The following is a 1,889-nucleotide window of genomic DNA, read 5'->3' on the forward strand; positions in this document are numbered from 1 at the left end:
CTCCGCCGACCTCGACTATTTTGTCGAAGAAGACGTCATAGTTGGTGGCCAGCTGCTTGCCGTCATAGGCAAGCACCTTCTCACCGTCCTGTTCCGGTTGGGTGATGGTCAGCGTGCCGCCCTCGAAGGGTACAGGCGCCTGGCTGTCGTCATCGTCGGCTAAGGCCACATTGTTGTTGGTGCTCGGCGCGCTCTGGCCGGCGGCCCCGCCGGACGCATCGTCAGCCGGCACGAGCACCCTGTCGGTCTGTGCATGCGCGCCAGCCAGCGGCATCAGCATCCACGCCAGCGCACAGACGCCGGCAAGAAGCGAACGTGTCATGACTGTCCCTCCGCAACGAGCCCGGCGCAACGAATCCGGCCTGAAAGCTGCCGGGCCTCCGCCTGGAGTGTGTACCGCTCAGGCCCAGGGGCGCTGTTCGGCGTTGCGCTTTTCGAACGACGCGATGGCGCCGGCCTTCTCCATGGTCAGGCCGATGTCGTCGAGCCCGTTGAGCAGGCAGTGCCGCTTGAAGTCGTCGAGGTCGAAGGTGACGACACCGCCGTCGGGACCGCGGATTTCCTTGGCTTCGAGGTCGACCGACACTGTGGCATTGGAACCGCGCGAGGCGTCGTCCATCAGCTTCTCGAGATCCTCGGGGCTGACGGTGATCGGCAGGATGCCGTTCTTGAAGCAGTTGTTGTAGAAAATGTCGGCGAACGAGGTCGAGATGACGCAGCGAATGCCGAAGTCGAGCAGCGCCCATGGTGCGTGCTCGCGGCTGGAACCGCAGCCGAAATTATCGCCGGCGACCAGGATCTGCGCCTTGCGGTAGGCCGGCTTGTTGAGTACGAAATCCGGGCTTTCCGAGCCGTCGTCCTTGTAGCGCATTTCGGCGAACAGGCCGGTGCCGAGCCCGGTGCGCTTGATCGTCTTGAGGTAATCCTTCGGGATGATCATGTCGGTGTCGACATTGACGATCGGCATCGGAGCGGCGACGCCGGTGAGCTTGGTGAACTTTTCCATGGCTTTTGCCCGTGTTTTCGTTGCGGGGGGATTGCTGAGGCACGGTTTACACAAAGCCGGCAGCAAATAAAAGGCAACTGTTCGTGCACGGTGGCACAAGCCAGCCCGATGGTGCAGTCTGGCGGCCATGGCAGAAAACGCACACGTCCTCTATGCGCGTGAACCCGCGCTCGACATCGCCGAATTCCGGCGTGTGCTGGTCGAATCCGGCCTCGGCGAGACACGGCCGGTCGATGATGAAGCACGCCTGCGGGCGATGCTGTCGGGCGCCAATCTGGTGCTGACCGCGCGTCTTGACGTCGAAGGCAAGCCGCTGGTCGGCGTAATCAGAGGCATCACCGACTTCTCCTGGGTCTGCTACATCTCCGAACTCGCCGTTTCCCGATCGGCACAGGGGCTCGGCATCGGCAAGGGCCTGATGGACGAGGCGCGCCGGCAGCTTGGACCGTCGGTCGCCATCAGCCTGATCTCCATGCCCGACGCCGTCGGCTTCTACGAACGTATCGGCATGAAGCGCATGGCCGACGCCTTCTGGTTCGACCGCAAGGGCTGAGGTCGGCGCAGGCCTTTGACGTTGGAGGCGCACACCCCTCTCTGCCCTGCCAACGCTCAAATCACGTTCAATTCCCGGAACGCCCTTCCCTCCGCCACCCGCTCATACCTAAACGCCGAGCAATCCACCGTGCGGTAGCCGCCATGGACGATCAGCTCGGCCAGCGCCTTGCCCACCGCCGGCGCCTGCTGCAGGCCGTGGCCGGAGAATCCGTTGGCGAAGATGAAATTCCCGACCTGCGGATGCGGACCGATCACCGCGTTCTGGTCGAGCGTGTTGTAGTCGTAGTGGCCGGCCCAGGCGCGAGTCGGCTTGATCGCCTCGAAGGCG

General features: G+C 63.7%; 3 protein-coding genes and 1 pseudogene. 1 reads left to right on the top strand and 3 read right to left on the bottom strand.

Features of this window, described 5'->3' with window-relative positions; all coding sequences use genetic code 11:
- A pseudogene (locus EOD15_RS33690) lies at nt 1-322 on the bottom strand (hypothetical protein); the annotation flags it as partial.
- Between the two features lie 78 nt (nt 323-400).
- Nucleotides 401-1,006: a 3-isopropylmalate dehydratase small subunit gene (gene leuD, locus EOD15_RS33695; protein ID WP_127409264.1), complete on the bottom strand. Its 606-nt coding sequence runs from the start codon at nt 1,004-1,006 to the stop codon at nt 401-403.
- Between the two features lie 127 nt (nt 1,007-1,133).
- On the opposite strand from leuD, the gene EOD15_RS33700 reads away from it, so the two are divergent.
- Nucleotides 1,134-1,559, top strand: a complete 426-nt coding sequence (locus EOD15_RS33700) for a GNAT family N-acetyltransferase (RefSeq protein WP_127271072.1) — start codon at nt 1,134-1,136, stop codon at nt 1,557-1,559.
- 56 nt (nt 1,560-1,615) lie between these two features.
- Here the strand turns inward: EOD15_RS33700 and EOD15_RS33705 are convergent.
- On the bottom strand, nt 1,616-1,889 hold a 274-nt coding region (locus EOD15_RS33705; RefSeq protein WP_148129802.1), incomplete at its 5' end, for an FAD-binding oxidoreductase.

This window comes from Mesorhizobium sp. M7A.T.Ca.US.000.02.2.1 (assembly GCF_003996995.1).
Classification (GTDB): domain Bacteria; phylum Pseudomonadota; class Alphaproteobacteria; order Rhizobiales; family Rhizobiaceae; genus Mesorhizobium.

Bases quoted from the DNA above. Each gene is read 5' to 3' on its own strand.
- leuD (WP_127409264.1), bottom strand. From the start codon at position 1,006: ATGGAAAAGTTCACCAAGCTCACCGGCGTCGCCGCTCCGATGCCGATC.
- EOD15_RS33700 (WP_127271072.1), top strand. From the start codon at position 1,134: ATGGCAGAAAACGCACACGTCCTCTATGCGCGTGAACCCGCGCTCGAC.